The following is an 8,245-nucleotide window of genomic DNA, read 5'->3' as shown; positions in this document are numbered from 1 at the left end:
CATCGTGCAAATCGTTCCGGTGTGCAGCGAACGTACCAGGAGTCGATCGAGGCCAGGGCCGGCCGAGATGTGACGCGCATGTATCGGTGGGTTTTCGTCGCTGGCGAGCGGATCGCAAAACCCGCCGATCTCACCGTCAGTTATGGCCTGACGTGCGGAAACTACCCCGCGTAGCCGTCTTTGTTCTCATTATCGTGCATTGTTTATATGCTATGAACCGCACCACAAAGATCGCCGTCGGGGCTCCTCTGCGCTTCCGCCGTGCCGAGCGGCCGAGATCGAGACCGCGATGACCCTTCCGTACTCAGAAGACCGGGCGACGCGGCGGCGTACCGGGGCCTGCAGGGGCGGCGCGCAGTGGTGACGTGTTCCTGACAGCGTACCTCTACGGACACCCCATTGCGTTCTTATCGACTCCGGCCGACACCATCACGTCCACACCCGGTTCAGGGCATCGGCGGGCAGCCAGGCGTCCCGGCTCCGTCTGACCGGCGTCGACAGGTTAAGATCATCTAGGCTGGCAAACCGTCCCCTGGGTGGCACGGCCCGCCGCGCCGCCCAGGCAGCGAATTCCGGGGCCGGCGTCAGGCCGAAGAGCTCCCGCATCCCGACGACGTCACGAAACCCGGTCGACGACTGATGCAGGCTCGCTTGGACGTCCTGGGGGCCCTGGACGTCCTGGACGTCCAGGGCCCCCAGCCCCCACGCGCTCGCGGAGGCACGCAACGTCTGGTTACGCAGGGCCAGCGCGTCCGGGGTCACTCCGGTGACATGGTTGCTGCCCGCCGCGGCCAAGAGCAACAGAAGGTCCGCACCGGTGTTCCGGCCCGTGTCGACGTCGCCCCCATATGACTCGCCCCCGTAAGACTCGCCCCCGTATGACTCGGCCGGGTACGAGCCGCCCGGGTACGAGCCGCCGATGCGCCGCTTGGCTGCGTAGGACACATCGCAACCCATCGGGAGTCCGAGTAGCTTGCCGACAAAATGGTCCTCCAGTCCGGCCCGGATGATCTGCCGGGAACCGGCCAGATATTCTCCGCCGCTGGATCCGATCACGGAGCTGACCAGAAACGGATCAAAAGCGCGAGCGACACCGAATGCACGCGCGGACAGGGTGAGTTGGTCCACCCCATGGTGTGCTTCGACGGACAGCGCATTTCCCTGCCCCGCCTCGAAGTACATCACCTGGTCGCCGCTGAAGTCGGCGGCACGTTCCCGGTGGTGCTCGAGCACCGCCTCACGCGCTTGCGCGAGGAGGTCCAGGGTGATCCCGAACGCGCGGTCCGCCCGCTGTGTCCCGGCAACGGAGGCGGACAGCAGATCGACCGGAGCACCCGCCTCCATCAGGCCCAGCTGGGTGGTGAGATGGCCCAGGACGCAGGTCTGCGCCGGTGCCCCGAGCTGTCCGACCAGCGTGGCCAGACCATGCAGGATCCGCTCGACCCGCCCGGTCGAGGCGCCTCCCGGATCCACGCTGACGACGGCGTCGCCGCAGCCGAGGGCCAGCCCGTCCAGTGCCAACAGGAGGAAAGCCTCGATGTCGTCAGTCGGCTGGTCCAGCTGGAAACCGATGCCGAACACGCCTGTCCCGCCCATTGAGTTTCGACAACGGGTGACCGTCCGCAGTGGTTTCGCGGCAACAACGAGATCCCGATCGGTCATGATTTTAGCCACCGCCGCCGCTATCTCGGGCGTTATTCCCGCAGCTAACCCCGCGTCCCATTGCAGGGAGAACTCCGGCCGCAGGACCAACTCGCGGAATTCACCGACGGTCAGGGCGCAGACGGCACCGAACCGCAATTCGTCGTGGCCGTCGTTGATCAAATCGGTGACCGCGTCCTCGATCAACGGATTCGCGACGATTTCGCTGAGCCGGACATCCGCGAGCGCTCGTCGGGCCGCGACCCGCTGAGCCGCCGAGTACGCGGCCACCCCCGCCAGCTGATCACCGGACTTCGCCTCGCCCGCCTTGGCGAACAGTTCCACGAGATCGGCGAATACGTAACGCTCGCCATGCACGACCGACTGGAAACTCAACCGTCCACCTCATGTATCTGGTTACATCGTCGCGGCCGCGTGCCCTTCGGCCCCCGGTGGTCACTGGTGAACCTCCCACGGGACCCTCCTGCGTGTCGCCGGCGACCCCGAGGATGAGGGGCGTGTGCATCACGACGCGACAGCGGGAGGCACCCCTGAAAGCGACCTTGGCGGCGATCGCACCGGTACTCGCACCGCAGGTGGCGCGGATCGGCCGCGCCGAGCCCGGCGCCGGCTGGTTGCGTCGCGCCGATCTGCTCACCGGCGCAGGCCTGGACGCGATGGTGCGCGAGCTGCGCCAGGCATACGGCTATGACCGGGAGGTGGCGGTCAGCAGCTTCCTGGCCGCGTACACCGCCGGCGTGGCCGGACCGGCTATCGCCACGTATGTCGTGCGCCACCGGGTGCCGGACCTGGCTGCGGACGGCTTGGCACTGCACAGCGCACCCGGCGGCTGGTTCGACGTGACGGCGTTTCACACCGAGCGGATGACGGTTCTCCCCGACGACCCGGTGCTCCCCGACGACCCGGTGCTCGCCGACGCTGGGACCGTCCGCGCGACGATCGACGTGGTCGAAGACCGTGCCGCCCTTCGGCTACGGTTAGTAACCAACCTGGTCGAGCATCTGGAGCCACTGGTCCTGGCGCTACGGCCGCGGGCGCGCCTGGGCCTGCCCGCGCTGTGGGGTGCGGTGGCCACGCAGTGCGGCCGTGCATTCCTGCTGACGGAGCGGGTGACCGGGGATCCCGACATCGGCCGGATGGAGGCGGATGCCTTTTTCGCCCTGGCCTGCCCGCCGATGCGTGCCCGCCCGACGTGGTCCGATTTCACCCACCAGGGTCGGCGGCAGACGGCGATGCGCCGGGGTTCGTGCTGCCTCGTCCACCGGATGAGCGGCCAGTACTGCACGACCTGCCCATTCACGTCCGATTCGGAACGCGAGCGACGCCTTCGCGAGTGGATAGATACCCAAGGTGACGAAGGGTTGGCGGTTGGCTAACGCCGCCACCACCAGGACCGATTTGCTCGTGTTTCCCGCTGGGCCGCCGCGGGGCCACTCGATGGTCATCACTTGCCGTCCGCTCGGTGACATATACAATTGGCTACTGTAGCGTAGACATCGAGTAAGATTTTTCATTCTCTGCGCAATGGTATAACTCCGAAGCGCACAACATATTACTTTCAGCGACCATCGGCAGGCGGTTGAAGTATGGACCCAGGCGGGTCGCCACCGACGATCGGGGCCGTCCCGGTCTCCCGGTGCGGGGGCTCGCCAGCACGGTAACCATCAGATTTCGTTCTGCTCTCGGCGGAACAGCGGGACGGAATCGGTCCGGGTCAGCCACCGTTGGCTCAGGCGTCTTCGCTGGTGGATCGGCTACCTCAGTCGGTCCGCCGTCCACAAGGGAGAGGGCGGGGCCGGCGGGAAGGTTTCCGTTCGATGCGTGGGGACATGCATCGGCGGAGCTAGCATGCGGATACCGACTGCCGTGTGGTCGGTCGCACCGCTCGAAGGAGCGCACATGTTCGAGAGATTCACCGACCGGGCACGTCGGGTCGTCGTCCTGGCTCAGGAAGAAGCCAGGATGCTCAACCACAACTACATCGGAACCGAGCACATCCTGCTCGGACTGATCCACGAGGGGGAGGGCGTCGCCGCCAAGGCGCTTGAGTCGCTCGGTATCTCCCTCGAGGGTGTTCGGTCACAGGTCGAGGAGATCATCGGGCAGGGCCAGCAGGCCCCGAGTGGGCACATCCCGTTCACTCCGCGTGCCAAGAAGGTGCTGGAGCTGTCCCTGCGGGAGGCCCTGCAGCTCGGCCACAACTACATCGGAACCGAGCACATCCTGCTCGGACTGATCCGCGAGGGCGAAGGCGTGGCCGCGCAGGTGCTGGTCAAGCTCGGAGCCGACCTCAACCGGGTTCGCCAGCAGGTCATCCAGCTGCTGAGCGGATACCAGGGCAAGGGCGACCCCGCGACCGCCGGCGCGCCGTCGGAGGGCACTCCGTCGACCTCGCTCGTCCTCGACCAGTTCGGGCGCAACCTCACGGCCGCAGCGCGCGAATCCAAACTCGACCCGGTGATCGGGCGCGAGAAGGAGATCGAGCGCGTCATGCAGGTGCTGTCGCGCCGGACCAAGAACAACCCGGTGCTGATCGGCGAGCCCGGAGTCGGCAAGACCGCGGTCGTCGAGGGGCTGGCGCAGGCGATCGTCAAGGGCGAGGTGCCCGAGACGCTCAAGGACAAGCAGCTGTACACCCTCGACCTCGGTGCGCTGGTCGCGGGCTCCCGCTACCGCGGTGACTTCGAAGAGCGCCTGAAGAAGGTCCTCAAGGAGATCCGTACCCGCGGCGACATCATCCTGTTCATCGACGAGCTGCACACCCTCGTCGGCGCGGGTGCCGCGGAGGGCGCGATCGACGCCGCGTCCATCCTCAAGCCGATGCTGGCGCGTGGTGAGCTGCAGACGATCGGTGCCACCACCCTGGACGAATACCGCAAGCACCTGGAGAAGGACGCCGCGCTCGAACGGCGCTTCCAGCCCATCCAGGTCGCGGAGCCGTCGGTGGCACACACCATCGAGATCCTCAAGGGCCTGCGGGACCGGTACGAGGCACACCACCGCGTGTCGATCACAGACGGTGCCCTGGTTGCGGCCGCATCCCTGGCGGACCGCTACATATCCGACCGGTTCCTGCCGGACAAGGCGATCGACCTCATCGACGAGGCCGGTTCGCGGATGCGCATCCGCCGGATGACCGCACCGCCGGACCTGCGCGAGTTCGACGAGCGCATCGCGAACGTCCGCCGGGACAAGGAGTCCGCGATCGACGCGCAGGACTTCGAGAAGGCCGCGTCCCTGCGTGACCGGGAGAAGACCCTGCTCGCCGAGAAGGCCAAGCGGGAGAAGGAATGGAAGGCCGGCGACATGGACGTCGTCGCCGAGGTGGGTGACGAGGAGATCGCCGAGGTCCTGGCGATCTGGACCGGCATCCCCGTGTTCAAGCTCACCGAGGAGGAGACGGCCCGCCTGCTGCGTATGGAGGACGAGCTGCACCGTCGCGTCATCGGCCAGCAGCAGGCCATCAAGGCGGTCTCCCAGGCGATCCGGCGTACCCGCGCGGGCCTGAAGGATCCCAAGCGTCCCGGTGGCTCGTTCATCTTCGCCGGCCCCTCGGGTGTCGGTAAGACCGAGCTCTCCAAGACCCTGGCGGAGTTCCTGTTCGGCGACGAGGACTCGCTGATCCAGCTCGACATGAGCGAGTACATGGAGAAGCACACGGTCTCGCGGCTGGTGGGTTCCCCGCCCGGCTATGTCGGGTATGAGGAAGGCGGCCAGCTCACCGAGCGGGTCCGGCGCAAGCCGTTCTCGGTCGTCCTGTTCGACGAGGTCGAAAAGGCCCACCCGGATGTGTTCAACACCCTCCTGCAGATCTTGGAGGACGGTCGCCTGACCGACTCCCAGGGCCGACTGGTGGACTTCAAGAACACTGTTCTGATCATGACCTCGAACCTGGGCACCCGGGACATCTCCAAGGGCCCCGGCATCGGGTTCGCGACCGGACAGGGCGCCATCGACTACGAGCGGATGAAGGCGAGGGTCCAGGACGAGCTCAAGCAGCACTTCCGGCCCGAGTTCCTCAACCGGATCGACGACATCATCGTCTTCCACCAGCTGTCCGAGGCTGAGATCATCCAGATCGTCGACCTCATGCTGGCCCGGGTGGACATCCAGCTCAAGAACAAGGACATGGCTCTCGAGCTGACGCCCGCGGCCAAGATGCTGCTGGCCAAGAAGGGCTACGACCCGGTGCTGGGCGCCCGGCCGCTGCGCCGGACGATCCAGCGGGAGATCGAGGACGTCCTGTCCGAGAAGATCCTGTACGGGACACTCAAGCCCGGCGAAATCGTCGTGGGTGACGTGGAGGGCGAAGGGGAGACCGCGAAGTTCATCTTCCGCGGTGAGCCCAAGCCGAACCAGGTGCCCGACGCTCCTCCCATCGATCTGGCCAAGTCCACCGAGTAAGAGCGCCCGGCCACGCCGGCCGGGATGTGACGTAGCTCGTCGGCAAGGGGCGGCTCCGCTGTGGCGGGGCCGCCCCTTGCGGCATGCCGCCGGTGATGCATCCCACAACCGACCCCGAGCCTTTCGCGGCATGGAGGACAGCAGGTGGCTCCGCGTGCGGGAACTCCCGTCGAACACATCCATCTGACGTTCGGGTCGGAGCCGGCCAGATCAATGGCCGTGTCGTGGACAACGCCGGGCGTGGTGGGCCACCCCCGGGTACGGTTCGGTCCCACCGCGGGCGGTCCCATCGCGGGCAGTCTCGATCGCGAGGTGCCCGCCATCACCCGGGTGTACACCGACGCTGTCACCGGTGTGGAGGTAATCAGTCACCATGCCCTGCTCACACACCTCGAACCGGACTCCATGTACCTGTACGAGGTCCACCATGACCGGATCGCCCATGTCGAGGGCGGGACGCTGCGCACGGCACCCGCCGATCGGGCGAGGTTCACGTTCACCTGCTTCGGCGACCAGGGCACATCCGCGGCCTACGACCCGCTCGGCACACCGGCGTCCGGACACGTCGTAGCCGGTATCGAACGAATTGGTCCACTTTTCACCCTGGTCGCCGGCGATCTGTCGTACGCGAACCACAGCAGCGACCCGCTGCGGGCCTGGTCCGACTGGTTCAACATGATCAGTACGTCGGCCCGGCACCGCCCGTGGATGCCCGCCGCCGGCAACCACGAGGTCGAGCGCGGGAACGGGCCGCACGGACTGACGGCCTATCAGAGCCGATTCCTGCTGCCCGACAACAGTGAGCCCGCCGACACGCGGGTCGCCGAGGGTGAGATCGCCGCCGGCACTGATCCGGATGTCGCCGGCCTGTGGTACGCCTTCACCGTATCGAACGTGCGTTTCGTCATTCTGCAGAACGACGATGTCTGCTATCAGGACGCCGGCATGGTGTACATCCGCGGATACAGCGGCGGCCGGCAGCGGGCATGGCTCACCCGAACCCTGCGTGACGCCCGAGCCGACCCGGACATCGACTGGATCATCGTCTGCATGCACCAGACCGCCGTGTCGAGCGCCGAGCACCACAACGGCGCGGACCTTGGCATCCGGCAGGAGTGGCTGCCGCTGTTCGACGCCTTCGAGGTGGACCTCGTCCTGTGCGGACACGAACACCACTACGAACGGACGCACCCGCTGCGTGGCGCGGTCGACGGTTCTGATGTGCTCACGCCGCGCCCGGTCTCAGCGCAGACGGATGTGATCGACACTTCACGTGGAACGGTACACATGGTCCTGGGGACGGGTGGGTCGTCGTCGCCGTCGGCCGGCAACCTGTTCGACCCGCCCGCCGGTCGAGTGATCGTCGGTGTGGAAGCACGGGAGTCCGACCCGAGGCGGCTTCGCTCGATCTACGCCCACGAGCCGGCACCATGGCTGGCGCTGCGCGCACCCGAGCACCCGTACGCGTTCGCCGGCTTCGAGGTGGATCCGGGCGAGTCGGGCGGAACAAGCCGCATCCGAGTGACCGTGTACGACAGCTCCGGACCCTCACCCGTCCCGTTCGACACGTTCACGCTGGTCAGGACCGGTGCGGCCGCCAGAAGCGGCGCCGGCACCACTGCCGGCAGCGGCGAGGCCGTCCCTACCTGGGCCGGTTGATTTCCCGGGCCTGCTGGCCACCTGCCCCCCGACCGCCTGTCGTGGGAACACGGACAGGGCTTGCACCTATGGTACGAAGTTCGCTACCTTCTGTTCGCGTCCCGGCGGGGCACACGACCGGCCCGCGCGTTCCCCCGTACGTCGTGGGCTGATCGCCGCCGGGGCGCGCACCGGCCGGACGATGATGACGCGCGAAGGCGGCATCCCCGTATGCCGATAAGAGTGCCCGGCAATAGGGGCGTGGATCAAAGAGCGAAGCTGGGGTACCCGTGCAGCGGACTCCTGCCATCCTCGGTTGGTGGCCACAGGTCACCGGTGCAAACCGGGCAGATAACCGGGCAGGTAAGCGGGCAGGTAACCGGGCCAGCACGAGTGGATGGTTGACATACATTTTCCGCCCGAAAACCGGCGTTTCCTGACGTCTTCCTTCCACTCGTCGCACCGAAGAAGATGTGGATCAAAGAGCGGGGCTGGGGTGCGTGCCCCAGCCCCGCGACGCCGCGTCCCCTCTTGCCGGTCG

General features: G+C 67.0%; 4 protein-coding genes. 3 read left to right on the top strand and 1 reads right to left on the bottom strand.

Translation table 11 applies throughout. The features are described 5' to 3' along the window. Window positions 1-429 precede the first annotated feature (429 nt). Window positions 430-2,037, bottom strand: a complete 1,608-nt coding sequence (gene eutB / locus U9977_RS14570) for an ethanolamine ammonia-lyase subunit EutB (protein WP_322749792.1) — start codon at window positions 2,035-2,037, stop codon at window positions 430-432. A 113-nt stretch (window positions 2,038-2,150) separates the two neighbouring features. Here eutB and U9977_RS14565 point away from each other — a divergent pair, with 113 nt between their 5' ends. From U9977_RS14565 to U9977_RS14555, 3 genes are all read left to right on the top strand, one after another. Next, on the top strand, window positions 2,151-3,038 hold the full coding sequence (locus U9977_RS14565; RefSeq protein ID WP_416210615.1) for a (2Fe-2S)-binding protein: 888 nt from the start codon (window positions 2,151-2,153) through the stop codon (window positions 3,036-3,038). Between the two features lie 523 nt (window positions 3,039-3,561). Continuing rightward, on the top strand, window positions 3,562-6,066 hold the full coding sequence (locus tag U9977_RS14560; protein WP_322749790.1) for an ATP-dependent Clp protease ATP-binding subunit: 2,505 nt from the start codon (window positions 3,562-3,564) through the stop codon (window positions 6,064-6,066). A 144-nt stretch (window positions 6,067-6,210) separates the two neighbouring features. Then, window positions 6,211-7,725: a metallophosphoesterase family protein gene (locus U9977_RS14555; RefSeq protein ID WP_322749789.1), complete on the top strand. Its 1,515-nt coding sequence runs from the start codon at window positions 6,211-6,213 to the stop codon at window positions 7,723-7,725. Window positions 7,726-8,245: the final 520 nt, after the last annotated feature.

It is taken from the genome of Protofrankia sp. Cas8 (assembly GCF_963555845.1).
In the GTDB taxonomy this organism is placed as follows: domain Bacteria; phylum Actinomycetota; class Actinomycetes; order Frankiales; family Frankiaceae; genus Protofrankia.
This window is presented reverse-complemented; position numbering and strand designations above follow the sequence as displayed.